The organism is Paracoccus methylovorus, assembly GCF_016919705.1.
GTDB lineage: Bacteria > Pseudomonadota > Alphaproteobacteria > Rhodobacterales > Rhodobacteraceae > Paracoccus > Paracoccus methylovorus.
This window is the reverse complement of record NZ_CP070371.1, coordinates 219,777-234,350: the sequence shown is the minus strand read 5'-3', so window position 1 is coordinate 234,350 and position 14,574 is coordinate 219,777. Positions and strand designations below refer to the sequence as shown.

General features: G+C 64.7%; 10 protein-coding genes and 1 other RNA gene. 6 read left to right on the top strand and 5 right to left on the bottom strand.

What is annotated here, in order from left to right; genetic code table 11:
• Positions 1-41 precede the first annotated feature (41 nt).
• Complete coding sequence (locus JWJ88_RS14285; RefSeq protein WP_205296455.1) at positions 42-1,253, bottom strand: ABC transporter substrate-binding protein; 1,212 nt, start codon at positions 1,251-1,253, stop codon at positions 42-44.
• Between the two features lie 332 nt (positions 1,254-1,585).
• Here JWJ88_RS14285 and tpa point away from each other — a divergent pair, with 332 nt between their 5' ends.
• From tpa to JWJ88_RS14260, 5 genes are all read left to right on the top strand, one after another.
• Positions 1,586-2,965, top strand: a complete 1,380-nt coding sequence (tpa, locus tag JWJ88_RS14280) for a hypotaurine--pyruvate aminotransferase Tpa (protein ID WP_205296454.1) — start codon at positions 1,586-1,588, stop codon at positions 2,963-2,965.
• Positions 2,966-3,027: 62 nt separating this feature from the next.
• The gene (gene pdxR / locus JWJ88_RS14275; RefSeq protein ID WP_205296453.1) at positions 3,028-4,491 is read left to right on the top strand and encodes a MocR-like pyridoxine biosynthesis transcription factor PdxR; all 1,464 of its coding nucleotides are present in this window, start codon (positions 3,028-3,030) and stop codon (positions 4,489-4,491) included.
• 83 nt (positions 4,492-4,574) lie between these two features.
• Positions 4,575-5,252 carry an ImuA family protein gene (locus JWJ88_RS14270; protein ID WP_205296452.1) on the top strand — a complete coding sequence of 226 codons (678 nt, stop codon included), beginning with the start codon at positions 4,575-4,577 and terminating at the stop codon, positions 5,250-5,252.
• Positions 5,158-6,678, top strand: a complete 1,521-nt coding sequence (locus tag JWJ88_RS14265) for a Y-family DNA polymerase (RefSeq protein WP_205296451.1) — start codon at positions 5,158-5,160, stop codon at positions 6,676-6,678. Before JWJ88_RS14270 ends, JWJ88_RS14265 begins: the two co-directional genes overlap by 95 nt.
• Entirely contained in the window at positions 6,678-9,911 is a 3,234-nt protein-coding gene (locus JWJ88_RS14260) for an error-prone DNA polymerase (RefSeq protein ID WP_205296450.1), read from the top strand. The genes JWJ88_RS14265 and JWJ88_RS14260 overlap by 1 nt, the downstream gene beginning before the upstream one ends.
• A gap of 158 nt (positions 9,912-10,069) precedes the next feature.
• Here JWJ88_RS14260 and rpmG read toward each other — a convergent pair whose 3' ends face one another.
• The 3 genes from rpmG to JWJ88_RS14245 form a co-directional block, all read right to left on the bottom strand.
• The gene (rpmG, locus tag JWJ88_RS14255; protein ID WP_028719409.1) at positions 10,070-10,237 is read right to left on the bottom strand and encodes a 50S ribosomal protein L33; all 168 of its coding nucleotides are present in this window, start codon (positions 10,235-10,237) and stop codon (positions 10,070-10,072) included.
• 209 nt (positions 10,238-10,446) lie between these two features.
• An RNA gene (gene rnpB / locus JWJ88_RS14250) (RNase P RNA component class A) lies at positions 10,447-10,814 on the bottom strand.
• A gap of 33 nt (positions 10,815-10,847) precedes the next feature.
• Positions 10,848-11,177 carry a winged helix-turn-helix transcriptional regulator gene (locus JWJ88_RS14245; RefSeq protein ID WP_205296856.1) on the bottom strand — a complete coding sequence of 110 codons (330 nt, stop codon included), beginning with the start codon at positions 11,175-11,177 and terminating at the stop codon, positions 10,848-10,850.
• A 119-nt stretch (positions 11,178-11,296) separates the two neighbouring features.
• Here JWJ88_RS14245 and JWJ88_RS14240 point away from each other — a divergent pair, with 119 nt between their 5' ends.
• Positions 11,297-12,139, top strand: a complete 843-nt coding sequence (locus JWJ88_RS14240; protein WP_205296449.1) for an SDR family oxidoreductase — start codon at positions 11,297-11,299, stop codon at positions 12,137-12,139.
• Here the strand turns inward: JWJ88_RS14240 and JWJ88_RS14235 are convergent.
• The gene (locus JWJ88_RS14235; protein ID WP_205296448.1) at positions 12,136-14,529 is read right to left on the bottom strand and encodes an ATP-dependent helicase; all 2,394 of its coding nucleotides are present in this window, start codon (positions 14,527-14,529) and stop codon (positions 12,136-12,138) included. The genes JWJ88_RS14240 and JWJ88_RS14235 overlap by 4 nt on opposite strands.
• Between the last annotated feature and the right edge of the window lie 45 nt (positions 14,530-14,574).

The following is a 14,574-nucleotide window of genomic DNA, read 5'->3' as shown; positions in this document are numbered from 1 at the left end:
GGCCCCGCGCGGACATGCGGCCCGCGCGGGCAGGCGGGGGTTCAGGCGGGCATCTTGCAGCCGGCATCCTCGGGCGACAGGAACGATTTGCCGGCGCTGATGATCTCGGCGTAATCGTCCTTGTCGGCCATGTCGGCCTTGGCCTTGCCCTTGAGCAGGTAGTAATCCTTGATGACCTGATTGTCGGCGGCGCGGATTTCTTCCGGGCCGGTCAGGCCCTCGTATTTCAGTCCGCCCAAGGCGGCCGAGACGCCGGGACCCTCGGGCGAGCCGGCCTTGACCGCCGCCTCCAGCAGCAGCTTGGCGCAGATGTATGAGCCCGCAAAGGAATAGTTCGGGTTGAAGCCGTGCTTTTCCTGCACCTTGGCCACCAGTTCGCGATTCAGCGGCGTATCGGCCCCGTGCCAGTATTGCGCGCCGAAATAGACGCCTTCGCAGATGTCCGGCCCCAACGCCTCGAACTGCTCCAGCCCCGAGGCCCAGGCGACGACGATGGTCATGCGCTCCTTGAGGCCAAAGCTGACCGCCTGCCGCAGCGTGTCAGAGCTTTGCGCGCCAAAGTTCAGCAGCAAGAGCACATCCGGCTGGGCGGCGATGGCGTTGGTCAGGTAGCCCGAGAATTCCTTGTCGGTCAGCGAATGATAGCTGTTGCCGACATGCTCGATGCCCTTTTCGGCAAAGACATCCTTGGCCGCGTTCAGCAGTCCGTCGCCAAAGACATATTGCGGGGTGATCGTATACCATTTTTTCGCATCGGGCAGCGCGTCGATGATCGGGCGGACCGTCTCGTTGATCGCGCCATAGGTCGGCACCGACCAGCGGAAGGTGGCCCTGTTGCAATCGACGCCGGTGATCTCGTCCGCCCCCGCCGTCGTCATGAAGGCACCGCCGCCGCGTTCGATCTCTTTGCCCATAGCAAGCGATTCCGACGACAGGATGCCGCCGGCGAAAAGCTTGACCCCGTCTTGCGCCAGTGCGTCCTGCACCTTGCGCACGGCGGTGGCCGGCTTGCCCTCGGTATCGAGGTCAAGGGTCGAGACCTGTACGCCATGCGCGGCTGCGATCTCTTCTGCGGCCAGCACTGCGCCGATAGTGGCGAATTTGCCATTGGCCGCGAACGCGCCGGAAATCGGCACCGGCACGCCGATCTTCAACGCCTCACCAGCAGCGAAAGCACGAGTGACAAGACCCGGCGCAGCGAGCGAGGCCGCAGCCAGCGTGGATGTGGTCAGGAAGCGACGACGATTGATCATGGGAAACCCTGTTGTTTGCGTTGCATTGATCTTCTGGGGAGGCAACTTTCCAAACTATACGGATAGATAGGATTATCTGTCTACAAGCAGCTTCTTGGTAAGCGGTAAATTTTTATATTGTAAAACAGTGCATTGCTTGTTTTTGCGGCGCAGCGACGCTTTCGCGCCTGCAGAAACGGCAGCGGGAGAATCTGACATGTTCGCATGAAATCCCACTGATTCGATCCGGGTTCCATACAACTGGCCCCATCTATGGCTACAATCTGGCTCTATCTCTTTGCCCCGTTCGGGCGCAGTCAGGGAGAAGCCCTTTTACCAGCAGGAGTCCGGCCATGACGCTTGATCTGAACGCCAATGACATGTCGCATGTGGTCGAGGCCGACCGCGCCCATGTCTGGCACCATCTCAGCCAGCACAAGCAATACGAAACCATCGACCCCCGCGTCTTTGTCGAAGGCAAAGGCATGCGGCTGTGGGATGCCACGGGGCGCGAATTCCTTGATGCCGTCTCGGGCGGCGTCTGGACCGTCAACGTCGGCTATGGCCGCGAAAGCATCGCCAACGCGATCCGCGACCAGCTTATCAAGCTGAACTATTACGCGGGTGCCGCTGGCACGGTGCCGGGCGCGATCTTTGCCCAGAAGCTGATCGAAAAGATGCCGGGCATGAGCCGGGTGTATTATTCGAACTCGGGCTCCGAGGCGAACGAGAAGGTCTACAAGATGGTGCGCCAGATCGCGGCCAGCCATCACGGCGGCAAGAAGTGGAAGATCCTTTACCGCGACCGCGACTATCACGGCACCACCATCGGGACCTTGGCCACCTCGGGTCAGGACCAGCGCGCAATGCAATATGGCCCCTATCCGGACGGTTTCATCCGCGTGCCGCATTGTCTTGAATACCGCAAGCAATGGGATGTGGAAAACTACGGCGAACGCGCCGCCGACGCCATAGAAGAGGTGATCCTGCGCGAAGGCCCCGATACCGTCGGCGCCATCGTGCTGGAGCCGGTCACCGCAGGCGGCGGCGTCATCACCCCGCCCGAAGGCTATTGGCAGCGCGTGCAAGAGATCTGCCGCAAATACGATATCCTGCTGCATATCGACGAAGTGGTCTGCGGGCTGGGCCGCACCGGCACCTGGTTCGGTTATCAGCAATACGGGATCGAGCCGGATTTCGTGACCATGGCCAAGGGTGTCGCCTCGGGCTACGCCGCGATCTCCTGCACCGTCACCACCGAGCGCGTCTTTGAAATGTTCAAGGACAAGCCCCAGGACGGGATGAGCTTTTTCCGCGACATCTCGACCTTTGGCGGCTGCACCGCCGGCCCGGTCGCGGCGATCGAGAACATGCGCATCATCGAGGACGAGGACCTGCTGGCCAACACCACCGCCATGGGCGAACGGGTGCTGGCCAACCTCAACGCGCTGATGGAAAAGCACAAGGTCATCGGCGACGTGCGAGGCAAGGGCCTGTTCTGCGGCGCCGAGCTGGTTTCGGACCGCAAGTCCCGCGAGCCTGCGGACGAAAAACAGGTGCAGGCCGTGGTTGCCGAATGTCTGGCGCAGAGCGTCATCATCGGCGCGACCAACCGCTCGTTGCCCGGGATGAACAATACGCTGTGCCTGTCGCCGGCGCTGATCGCCACCGCCGACGACATCGACCGCATCACCGACACCATCGACCGTGCACTGAGCAGCGTGTTCGGCTGACCCTTGATCCGCGACGGCATTCGGGGAACTGATGGACCCTGAATGCCGCCGCGGATCATCTCATGCCGATTCCCCCCGACGCCTTTTTTCTGGACCATGCCGCCGGCCTGCCCCTGCAGGTCCAGCTTCGCCGTCAGATCATCGCATCGGTGACGGCGGGGCGGTTCCGCGCCGGTGAAAAACTGCCCTCGACCCGGGCGCTGGCCGGACATCTGGGCGTGGCGCGGGTAACGGTGGCGCAGGCTTTTGCAGAACTCGTTTCGACCGATTACCTGACCAGCCGCGACCGCTCTGGCCATTTTATCTCGGATTCCATCGAGCGGCGGCTCGAGGCCGAGCCGCCCGCCTCTGATACCCCGCGCTTTGACTGGGGCCGCCAGTTGGAGGGCCGCTTTGCCCGCGCGCAGCGCACAGACCGCGAACGCGACTGGCGGGGCTTTGCCTATCCCTTCGTCTATGGCCAGGCCGATCCGGCGCTGGTCGATCACGCTGCCTGGCGCGACTGTGCCATGCGCACGCTGGGTCGGCGCGAGTTCGATTCCGTCACCGGCGATCTTTACGACGCCGACGATTCCGAACTGGTCGATCACATCGCCCGCCAGATCCTGCCCCGGCGCGGCATCAGCGCCGGACCCGACGAGATCCTGCTGACCATGGGCGCGCAGAACGCGCTGTGGCTGGTGACGCAGGTGCTGCTGCGCCCCGGCGCCTCTTGCGCCGTCGAGGACCCTTCCTATCCCGGCCAGCGCGAGATCCTGTTGGCCAGCCGGGCCCGCATCCTGCCGGTCCCGGTCGATATGCGCGGCCTGCCGCCCGACGCCATTCCGCCCGGCGTCTCGGCGGTGTTCACCACGGCCAGCCATCAATGCCCGACCAATTCCACCATGCCGCTGTCGCGCCGCAAGGAGCTTTTGGCGCGCGCCCAGACGCAAGGTTTCGCGGTGGTCGAGGATGACTATGAATTCGAGATGTCCTTTGCCCGTGCGCCTTCGCCCGCGCTGAAGGCCATCGACCGGGCGGGTGCGGTAATCTACATCGGCTCGTTTTCGAAATCGGTCTTTCCCGGCGTGCGGCTTGGCTATGTGGTGGGCGATCCGCGCTTCATCGCCGAGGCACGGGCGCTGCGCGGCATGGTGCTGCGTCACCCGCCCGGCCATATGCAGCGGACATTGGCGCATTTCCTGTCGCTTGGCCATTACGACGCGCAGGCGAACCGCATGCGCCGCGCCTATGCCCGGCGGCGCGAAGTCATGCTGGCTGCCATCGCACGCGAGGGGCTGCAACTCGCCTCACCCGAGGCGACCGGCGGTTCCAGCTTCTGGCTGGCCACGCCCCAAGGGGTGGATTCCGGTGAACTCGCCGCGCGGCTCAAGTCGCGCGAGGTGCTGATCGAGCCGGGCGCACCCTTTTTCGCCGTCCCCGCGTTGGGAAGGGGCTTCTTTCGCCTCGCCTATTCCTCGATCTCGGCCGAGCGCATCCCCGAGGGAATCCGGCGGATCGCCTTGGCGCTGGAAGAGCTGGCCTAAGGGCCACCAGCACTGCCCCACACCGCGATTGACGAATCTGCAGGGCTGGAATAAGAACAAATACAGAACAAACTGGTCTCACCATGTCCGCTTGCCCTTTCCCCTTCGGACTGGCGCCTTTCGGACGGGCGCCGGTCCCTGCGGTGCCGGAACCGACCGCGCCGTCCCTGTCCGAAGCCTTCGACACCCGACCATTGGCCGGCGCGGCCGCCGGATTCGTGCTGGCCACCCTGCCGCCCGGACGGATTATGTGGGTTCAGGACCGGCTGAGTCGGATCGAATTCGGCACCCCCTTCCTGCCCGGAACCGGGCGGGATTTGCTGCGGCTGGACCTGACGCGCCCCGCCGATGTGCTGGCCGCGCTGGAGGATGGGCTGCAAAGCCGCGCCCTTGCCGCCGTGGTGGGCGAAATCCATGGTCCCGCCCCGGCACTGAGCTTTACCGCCAGCCGGCGTCTTGCCTTACGGGCCGAAACGGCGGGCCTGCCGTGCTGGCTGATCCGCCACGCCACAGCCCCAGAAGCCAGCGCGGCACGGATGCGTTGGCGATTGGCGCCACTGCCCTCGGCCGCAAATCCCGACGATTCACAGGCGCCCGGCGATCCGCGCTGGCTGGCCGAGCTGTTTCGGGCACGCGGCCAGCCGCCCTCGACCTGGATCGTGCGCCATGACCGGGCGGCGGATCGTCTCGATTTCTCTGCCCCGCCTCGCGATCGAGAGCTGGCTGATGCGCGCGGCACGCCGGGGCGACGCATGGCCTGAGGATCTCCCGCTGGCGCTGGCCGCGCCCGGCCCGCATGGACCGATCATCCATGCCGCAAACCGCACCGCCGAACTGGCCGGCGCACGGATCGGCGCGCGCGCGGTGGATATCCGCGCCATCTGCCCCAACATGCGTCTTGAACCGGCCGAGCCCGACCGCGATGCGGAAAGGCTGGCGCGGCTAGCCTTCTGGGCGCGACAATGGGGGCCGTTCAGCACACCGGATGGCGGGGACGGCATCATCCTCGACACCACCGGCGTTGCGCATCTTTTCGGCGGCGAAGCCGCGCTGCTGACCAGTATCCGGTCCGGTTTTGCCCGCGCCGGGCTGACCGCAGGACTGGCATTGGCACCCACGCGCGGCGCAGCCTGGGCGCTGGCGCGTTTCGGCCCCGAACGTGCGATCTGCACCGATCCCTTGCCCATGCTTGCCCCTCTGCCCGTCGCGGGGTTGCGTCTGTCCGGGGAAACCCTGCTTTTGCTTCGTCGGCTGGGTCTCAAGACCATCGGCAACCTCGCAGGGCTGCCGCGCCTGTCGCTGATGCGCCGCTTTGCCCGGGCCGAGGCACAGGACAATCCGCTGATCCGTCTGGATCAGGCGCTGGGACGCGCGCCAGAGCCGCTGGATGCGCCCGAACCCGCCCCTGAATTCGCCGCCGAGGCCCGGCTGGCCGAACCAGTCATCGACCCATCCGACTGGCTGCCGGGCCTGATGGGCAATCTTTGCGCGCAAATGGCGGCGGCGGATCGCGGGTGCCGGCGGCTGTGCCTGTCGGTCTTTCGCGTCGATGGCGAACGGCGCGACATCCGCGTCGCCATGGCCGCCCCTGCGCGCGACCCAGCCCATCTGCTGCGCCTGTTCGACGGCCGGCTGGAGCGGCTGGACCCCGGCTATGGCTTTGACCTGATCCGGCTTGCCGCCGAGGCGGTCGAGCCGCTGAAATCCGCCCAGCCCGGTCTTGATGGTGCCGTTCCTCAAGGCGTCGCGCTGGAGCGGCTGGTGGACCGGCTTGCGGCACGCTTTGGCACGGGTGCAATCAGCCGTCCGCTGCCGCAGGAAAGCCATATCCCCGAACGCACCGAGACCCCCGGCCCGCCGCTGGCCAAGGCCCCTGTCCCACTTGCCCGGCCGGACCGTCCGATCCGCCTGCTGACCCCACCCGAAGAGATCCGCGTGCTTTACGCCATTCCCGAAGGGCCGCCCGCGCATTTCATCTGGCGGCGGCAGACCCTGCACGTCACCCGCCATGCAGGCCCGGAACGCATCGCCCCCGAATGGTGGCGTGACCGACCGGGCACAAGGTTGCGCGACTATTTCCGCATCGAGGATGAAAGCGGGCTGCGGCTGTGGATCTATCGCGAAGGGCTGGTCCATGACGGTCGCGGCGGGTTGCCGCGCTGGTTCCTGCACGGGATTTTTGCCTGATGCCCGACCGTCATGCCCAGCCCGAGGTCCTGCTGCCCGCGGTCGAACAGCCGAACCCGCCCTCGGATTACGTCGAACTGGCGGTCACCAGCGCCTTCAGCTTTCTGCTTGGCGCCTCGCATCCGCGCGAACTGGCGCTGGCAGCATATCGTCATGGCTATGATGCGCTGGGGATCACGGATCTGAACAGCCTTGCGGGCGTGGTTCGGCTGCATGCCACGGCGAAAAAACTGCGCCTCCGCCCGCTGATCGGGGCACGGATCGTGCTAGCCGACGGCTCGGGCTTTCTGGCCTATCCAACCGACCGCGCGGCCTATGGCCGGCTTGCCTCGTTGATCACCAAGGGACGGCGAGAGGACCTTGACGGAAAATGGCAGAAAAAGGGCCGCTGCGACCTGAACCTTGACGATCTGGCCGCACATGCGCAGGGGATGCGGCTGATCTGGTTGCCCGGCACCGACCTGTCGCCCCTGCCCGGTCTGGCCGTCCGCCTGCCGCAGCTTTCCCATGTCGCGGCAAGCTGGCTATATCGCGGCGACGACCGGGCGCGGATCAACCGGCTGGACCGGGCAGCACGGGCGGCGGGGCTCTCTATCGTCGCCATCAACGACGTGCATTACCATGCGCCCGAACGCCGCCCCTTGCAGGATGTGATGACCTGTATCCGCGAAGGGACCACCATCGCCCAAGCGGGGCTGCGGCTGGCGCAGAATGCCGAGCGGCATCTGAAACCGCCCGCCCAGATGATCCAGCTTTTCGCCGACTGGCCCCATGCCATCCGCGCCAGCCGCGAGATCGCCGATAGCTGTCACTTTTCGCTGGATGAACTGCAATACGAATACCCCCGCGAAAGCGTGCCGCCGGGCCTGACCCCGCAGCAGCATCTGGAAAACCTGACCTGGCGCCGCGCCCATGCGCGCTATCCGGCAGGCATTTCGCCCAAGGTCCATGCCACGCTGAAAAAGGAACTGGCGCTGATCGGCGAAAAGAAGATCGCCCAATATTTCCTGACCATTCACGAGATCGTCCGTTACGCCGAAAGCAAAAGCATCCTGCATCAGGGCCGCGGCTCGGCGGCGAATTCGGCGGTCTGCTATGTGCTGGGCATCACCCCTGTCGATCCCGACGTCCACGACCTGCTGTTCGAGCGTTTCATCAGCCAGAACCGCAAGGAACCGCCCGACATCGACGTGGATTTCGAACATGAACGGCGCGAAGAAGTCATCCAGCACATCTACAGGCGATATGGCCGCCACCGCGCCGGCCTTTGCGCCACGGTGATCCATTACCGTCCCCGCAGCGCCATCCGCGAGGTCGGCAAGGTCATGGGCCTGTCCGAAGACGTTACCTCGGCGCTGGCCAACACGGTCTGGGGCAGTTGGGGCCAGGACATGTCGGCCGCCGACACCGGTCAGGCGGGGCTCGACCTGAAGGACCCGCTGATGAGCCGCACGGTAAAGCTGGCGGAAGAGATGATCGGCATGCCGCGCCACCTGTCGCAGCATGTGGGCGGATTCGTCCTGACCGAAGGGCCACTGTCGGAAACCGTCCCCATCGGCAATGCCGCCATGCCCGAGCGCAGCTTTATCGAATGGGACAAGGACGACATCGACGAATTGCACATCCTCAAGGTCGATGTGCTGGCGCTGGGGATGCTGACCTGCATCCGCAAATGCTTTGCGTTGATCGAAACGCATTACGGCAAGGCGTTGACGCTTTCAGATTTCCACGAGGACGATGCGGAAACCTACGCCATGCTGTGCCGGGGCGACAGTATCGGCTCCTTCCAGGTCGAAAGCCGGGCGCAAATGGCCATGCTTCCGCGACTGAAGCCCGAAAAGTTCTACGACTTGGTGATCCAGGTCGCCATCGTCCGCCCCGGCCCAATTCAGGGCAACATGGTTCATCCCTATCTGCGTCGCCGCAATGGGCAGGAAACAGTCGACTATCCGCGCCCCAAGGACGGCGACCCGGACGAGTTGAAAAATATCCTCTTCCGCACCGAAGGCGTGCCTATCTTTCAGGAACAGGCGATGAAGATTGCCATGGTCGCCGCGCAGTTCACCCCGCAGGAGGTGGACGATCTGCGCAAGGCCATGGCCACCTTCCGCTCGCGCGGCACGATAGGAGAGTTGCAGGGCAAGATGGTCGGCAAAATGGTCGAACGCGGCTATGACCGGGACTTTGCCGAGCGTTGCTTCAACCAGATCAAGGGTTTCGGCGATTACGGCTTTCCCGAAAGCCATGCGGCGGCCTTTGCGCATCTGGCCTATGTCTCGGCATGGCTGAAATGCCATCACCCGGCCGCCTTCGCAGCGGCGCTTCTGAACAGCCAGCCGATGGGCTTCTACGCCCCGGCCCAGATCGTGCGCGACGTGCGCGACCACGGCGTCACCGTGCTGCCGGTCGATGTGAACATCAGCGAATGGGACAATACATTGGAACCTTGCAATGGCTGTTTTGCCCTGCGTCTTGGCCTGCGCCAGATCGACGGCTTGTCCAAAACGCAGGCCGAGCGCATCACGAAGGCACGGGCCGAACCATATGCCGATCTGGCCCAGTTGAAGGCTCGTACCCAGCTTGATGCCCGCGCCATCCGGGTGATCGCGGCGGCGGACGGCTTACGCTCGATGGGGCTGGACCGGCGGGCGGGGCTCTGGCAGGCGCGCGCCTTGCGCGACGCGCCGGAACTGCCGCTGTTCGGACACCAAGACGAAGGGGCCGAGCCCACCGTTACCCTGCCCGCCATGCCCTTGTGCGAACACGTCACCGCCGATTACCAGACGCTGCGCCTGTCGCTGAAGGCCCATCCCATGCGTTTTTTGCGGCGCAGCCTGACGGCGCAGGGTTATGTTTCGGCAGCCGGAATGGCCCAACTGACGAGCGGCGCTGCGCTGCGCATGGCCGGTATCGTGCTGGTACGCCAGCGCCCGGGCAGCGCCAAGGGCACCTGTTTCATCACGCTTGAGGATGAAACCGGAGTGGCAAATCTGGTGATCTGGCAAAAGACATTCGAGCGTTTCCGCAAGGTCGCGATGACCGCCCGCCTGCTGGAGGTGCATGGCCAGATCCAGCGCGCCGAGAATGTGACCCATATCGTCGCGCATTGGCTGGGCGACCGTTCGGACGCGTTGTTGCGCCTGGCCGGAGAGGCGCCCGCCAAGCTGCCCCAACCCCGCCCCGGCCATCCGCGACAAGTGCGCATCCTGCCGAAATCGCGGGATTTCCACTAAGGCATGTGCAGGGCAAGCGGATACGGTTTCCGCCGGGAAATCCGTAAAGACAAAGATCTGCGGCAGTTCTGCACGCACCGCGCAGTTGTAATACGCACAAGCGGAAACCGCGCCTTTTGCAAGGCGCGGTTCCAAAACGTTTCCGTCAAAGGCAGATCTTACTTGATCTTGCCTTCCTTGTATTCGACGTGCTTGCGGACAACCGGATCGTATTTGTTGACCGCCATTTTTTCGGTCATCGTGCGGGCGTTTTTCTTGGTGACATAGAAATGCCCGGTTCCGGCCGTCGAGTTCAGACGGATCTTGATCGTCGTCGGCTTCGCCATGTGCTTCGCTCCTGCTGCGGGGCAAAACGCATCTCGCAGACCCCGTGGAATTCTCTTGAAGCCAGCCTTTTAGCGGCAGAGCGGGCGAAGTCAACCGGGAATCAGCCGGAAATCGGCTGGTTCCCGGCGAAAATACCTGACCCCGATAGCCCATCCCCGAATATGGGGCAGCCATTTTTACCCGGTGCGGGGCAAAGGTCAGGGACGAATCGCGCGGATGGCCTGTAAGCCGGATTTTGTTCCGGGGTCGCCCCCTTCGATGACCATTCCTCTGGCCCCGCCGTTACCGACGGGATCTAGCTGCCAACCCGGACCTGCTGGGGCAAAGGCAGCCCTGTCTTGCGACGCGCGGTCCCTATTCGGCGTTGCTCCCGGTGGGGCTTGCCGTGCCGGGACTGTTACCAGCCCCGCGGTGGGCTCTTACCCCACCGTTTCACCCTTGCCCATGCATGCATGGGCGGTTTCTTCTCTGTGGCGCTTTCCCTGGGGTTTCCCCCGCCGGGCGTTACCCGGCACCGTACCTTTATGGAGTCCGGACTTTCCTCGACGTTGCCGCCGCGGTCATCCGGCCATCCGCGCAGGGCCGAAATAGGCCCCCGCCCCGGCCGGGTCAAGCCCGCGCCCAGCCATGCGCGATCTGGGGCAACGAATCCTCGATCCAGTCCAGAAGCGCGCCGACACGCAACGCGGCCTCCTGCCCCAAGGGCGTCAGGGAGTATTCCACATGCGGCGGCACGGTCTGGAAATCGCGGCGCAGCACCATGCCGTCCGCCTCCAGCCCCTGAAGGGTCTGCGCCAGCATCCGCTCGCTGACGCCGCGGATGCGGTTGCGCAGCGCGCTGAAGCGATGCGGCCCCCCGGCCAGCGCCCGCAGCACCAGCATACCCCAGCGCCCGGTCAGCCGCCGCAGCACGTCGCGCGACGGGCATTCCGCCGCCATCAGATCGCCCTTCTCGGTCGTCTCGATAATTTTCACGCTAACATTCCTGTGCGTTCTTACTATTCGTAAGTTAGGCGTCTACCTTCGGCGGCACAAGGTATTCACGAAAGGAAACCGATATGACCGTCGCCGTCACCGGAGCCACCGGCCAGCTTGGCCGCCTGACCATCGCCAAATTGAAAACCCTGCTGCCAGAGGGGCAGATCGTCGCGCTGGCCCGCAGCCCCGAAAAAGCCGAGAAACTGGGCGTGCCCGCACGCGCCTTCGACTATGACCGCCCCGAGACGCTGGCAACCGCGCTGGCCGGGGTGGACAGGTTGCTGTTGATTTCCTCAAGCGAGATCGGCAAGCGCGCAGCCCAGCACCGCGCCGTGATCGAGGCCGCCAAAGCCGCCGGCATCGGGCAGATCGTCTATACCAGCCTGCTGCATGCCGACCGCTCGCCCCTGTCGCTGGCCGATGAGCATGTGACGACCGAGGCCATGCTGGCCGATTCGGGCATTCCCCACACGATCCTGCGCAACGGCTGGTATGCAGAGAACCATACCGGCGCGATCCCCGCGGCACTGGCCCATGGCGCGCTGATCGGTGCGGCCGGAGAGGGCCGGATCTCTGCCGCCGCGCGGGCCGATTACGCCGAAGCCGCCGCCGTGGTGCTGGCAGGGGGCGACCATGCCGGCAAAACCTATGAATTGGCGGGGGATGAGGGCTGGACGCTGACCGAACTTGCGGCCGAGCTTTCGGCGCAAAGCGGCAGGACCGTTCCCTATCAAAACCTGACGCAGGCCGATTATGCCGCCGCGCTGGTGGGCGCGGGCTTGCCCGAAGGGCTGGCCGACGCGATCGCAAGCTGGGATGCGGACGCCGCCCAAGACGCGCTGTTCGACGACAGCCGCACGCTGTCGCGCCTGATCGGGCGACCGACCGCCACACTGACCGAAGTCGTCCGCGCGGCGCTCTAGAACGGCACGTCGTCCAGCGTGCCGCCTTGCGAGGCGGGCTGCACATAGCCCGCCTTGATGGTCTTGAAACCGGTCACGAACTCGACTGTCAGCGTATCCTCGGCAATGCCCATGATCGTGCCGTTGCCAAATTTCTGATGAAATACACGATCACCGACGGCGAACCGCATCGCCGGTTCGGCATCGATGACAATCGGTGTGCGATGCACGGGCTGTGCGCGCTCGGCACTGCGTTGCTGCATCCGCTTCCAGCCCGGAGAGTTATAGACATCCGCCTGCACCGCCCGTTCATGCATGCCGGATTGCCCGAAGGATTGCGCGGCCGCACCATAGCCGCCGCCATAAAGGCCGGGGGGCGTCAGCACCTCGACATGATCTTCGGGCAGTTCGTCGATAAAGCGCGAGGGCAGGCTGGATTGCCATTGGCCATACATGCGGCGGTTGCCGGCAAAGCTGATCGTCACCAGTTCCTCGCCCCGGGTGATGCCGACATAGGCAAGGCGGCGCTCTTCCTCCAGCCCTTTCAGACCACTTTCATCCATGCTGCGCTGGCTGGGGAACAGCCCGTCCTCCCACCCCGGCAGGAAGACGAGAGGGTATTCCAGGCCCTTGGCGGCATGAAGGGTCATGATGCTGACCTCTTCGGACTGCTCACCCTTGTCATTGTCCATGACCAGCGCGACGTGCTCAAGGAAACCCTGAAGGTTTTCAAACTCTTCCAGCGCCTTTATCAACTCTTTCAGGTTGTCTAGCCGACCCGGCGCATCGGGTGACTTGTCGTTCTGCCACATGGCGGTATAGCCGGATTCGTCCAAGATCCGTTCGGCCAGTTCGACATGGTTGACGCGACTGTCCAGCGCATCGGCATGCCAGCGCCCCATCGATTCGGTGAATTGGCGCAGCGCCCCCGCGCCCTTGCCGCCAATCACCCCCGTGGCGATGGCCGAGGCCGCGCCCTCCAGCAGCGACAGGCCGCGCTGGCGCGCCTCAAGCTGGATCTTCTGCACCGCCTTATCGCCCAAGCCCCGCTTGGGGACGTTCACGATGCGCTCGAACGCCAGGTCGTCGGTGGGCGATATCGCCAGCCGGAAATAGGCCATGGCGTCGCGGATCTCTTGGCGCTCGTAAAAGCGCGGGCCACCGATCACCCGATAGGCCAGACCGATGGTCATGAACCGGTCCTCGAACGCCCGCATCTGGTGGGAGGCGCGCACGAGAATGGCAATGTCGTTCAGGCTGCGCTGCCCGATACTGTGGCGATGGCCGCCATGGAAGGCCTCGATCTCTTCGCCGATCCAGCGCGCCTCGGCCTCGCTGTCCCAGTGGCCGATCAGGCGGACCTTTTCGCCGTCTTCCGCCTCGGTCCACAACGTCTTGCCCAGCCGCCCCTTGTTGGCCGCGATCAGCCCCGATGCAGCGGCAAGGATATGCGGGGTCGAACGATAGTTCTGCTCCAGCCGGATGACCTGCGCGCCGGGAAAATCGGTCTCGAAGCGCAGGATGTTGCCGACCTCGGCACCGCGCCAGCCATAGATCGACTGGTCGTCGTCGCCCACGCAGCAGATGTTGCGATGCGCCTGCGCCAAGAGCCGCAGCCACATGTATTGCGCGACGTTCGTGTCCTGATACTCGTCCACGAGAATATAGCGAAAACGGTCCTGCCAGGTCCGCAGCACGTCCGGGTGGGCCTGAAACAGGTTGACGCAATGCATCAGCAGGTCGCCGAAATCTACCGCGTTCAGTTCAAGCAGCCGGCGCTGATAGGCGGCGTATAGCCGGCCACCGAGGCCGTCGAAGGCGCGCTCCTCGCCCTTGGGCAGCTTGGCCGGAGACAGGCAGCGGTTCTTCCAACTGTCGATCAGATGCGCAAGCTGCCTTGCGGGCCAGCGCTTCTCGTCGATATTCTCGGCCTGAATCAACTGCTTGAGCAACCGGATCTGGTCGTCGGTATCCAGAATGGTAAAGCTGGGCTTCAGATGCAACTCGCTGTCGCCGATCAGTTCGGCGTGCCGGCGCAAGATCTTGACGCTGATCGAGTGGAACGTGCCCAGCCACGGCATGCCCTCGACCATCTCGCCCAACAGGCGGCCGATGCGGTTCTTCATCTCGCGCGCGGCCTTGTTGGTAAAGGTCACGGCCAGAATCTGCCCCGGCCGCGCCCGCCCGAGGTTCAGCAGATGTGCAATGCGCGTAGTCAGCGCGCGGGTCTTGCCGGTACCGGCGCCGGCCAGCAGCAAGACGGGCCCGTCCAGCGCCTCGACCGCATCACGCTGCGCCGGGTTCAGACCGTCCAGATACGGCGTGGGCCGCGCACCCATGGCACGCTGCGAAAGCGGGACGGGCGGTGCGGCTGCGGCCTCGAAGGCATCCGAGTCGTCGAAATTGCTCATGCCGGCACCATAGCCCCGCAGCCGCTTTCGGGAAAGCCTGTCGTT

Bases quoted from the DNA above. Each gene is read 5' to 3' on its own strand.
- JWJ88_RS14285 (WP_205296455.1), bottom strand. From the start codon at position 1,253: ATGATCAATCGTCGTCGCTTCCTGACCACATCCACGCTGGCTGCGGCC.
- tpa (WP_205296454.1), top strand. From the start codon at position 1,586: ATGACGCTTGATCTGAACGCCAATGACATGTCGCATGTGGTCGAGGCC.
- pdxR (WP_205296453.1), top strand. From the start codon at position 3,028: ATGCCGATTCCCCCCGACGCCTTTTTTCTGGACCATGCCGCCGGCCTG.
- JWJ88_RS14270 (WP_205296452.1), top strand. From the start codon at position 4,575: ATGTCCGCTTGCCCTTTCCCCTTCGGACTGGCGCCTTTCGGACGGGCG.
- JWJ88_RS14265 (WP_205296451.1), top strand. From the start codon at position 5,158: ATGACCGGGCGGCGGATCGTCTCGATTTCTCTGCCCCGCCTCGCGATC.
- JWJ88_RS14260 (WP_205296450.1), top strand. From the start codon at position 6,678: ATGCCCGACCGTCATGCCCAGCCCGAGGTCCTGCTGCCCGCGGTCGAA.
- rpmG (WP_028719409.1), bottom strand. From the start codon at position 10,237: ATGGCGAAGCCGACGACGATCAAGATCCGTCTGAACTCGACGGCCGGA.
- JWJ88_RS14245 (WP_205296856.1), bottom strand. From the start codon at position 11,177: ATGGCGGCGGAATGCCCGTCGCGCGACGTGCTGCGGCGGCTGACCGGG.
- JWJ88_RS14240 (WP_205296449.1), top strand. From the start codon at position 11,297: ATGACCGTCGCCGTCACCGGAGCCACCGGCCAGCTTGGCCGCCTGACC.
- JWJ88_RS14235 (WP_205296448.1), bottom strand. From the start codon at position 14,529: ATGAGCAATTTCGACGACTCGGATGCCTTCGAGGCCGCAGCCGCACCG.